Annotated in this window: 2 tRNA genes; both read left to right on the top strand. The window is 50.9% G+C overall.

The features are described from left to right. Nucleotides 1-112: 112 nt before the first annotated feature. Nucleotides 113-185 (top strand) — tRNA-Phe (locus tag HFD99_RS25160). Between the two features lie 22 nt (nt 186-207). Next, nucleotides 208-280 (top strand) — tRNA-Thr (locus HFD99_RS25155). The last annotated feature ends 1 nt before the right edge of the window (nt 281 follow it).

Genomic DNA, 281 nt, shown 5'->3' with positions numbered 1-281 from the left:
AACTGTGGTGTAGAGGCCTAACATGCCTGCCTGTCACGCAGGAGATCGCGGGTTCGAATCCCGTCAGTTCCGCCATTAGTAATACATTGCTTGATAAAGAGCTCTATTGTGAGGCTCGGTAGCTCAGTCGGTAGAGCAGAGGACTGAAAATCCTCGTGTCGGCGGTTCGATTCCGTCCCGAGCCACTTTTAATTGAATAGTTTTTGTGCCGGTGTAGCTCAATTGGTAGAGCAACTGACTTGTAATCAGTAGGTTGGGGGTTCAAGTCCTCTCGCCGGCAC

Source organism: Paenibacillus sp. EKM301P (assembly GCF_011800295.1).
In the GTDB taxonomy this organism is placed as follows: domain Bacteria; phylum Bacillota; class Bacilli; order Paenibacillales; family Paenibacillaceae; genus Paenibacillus; species Paenibacillus polymyxa.
Note: the sequence above shows the minus strand (reverse complement) of the source record. Positions and strands in the feature narration are given on the sequence as shown.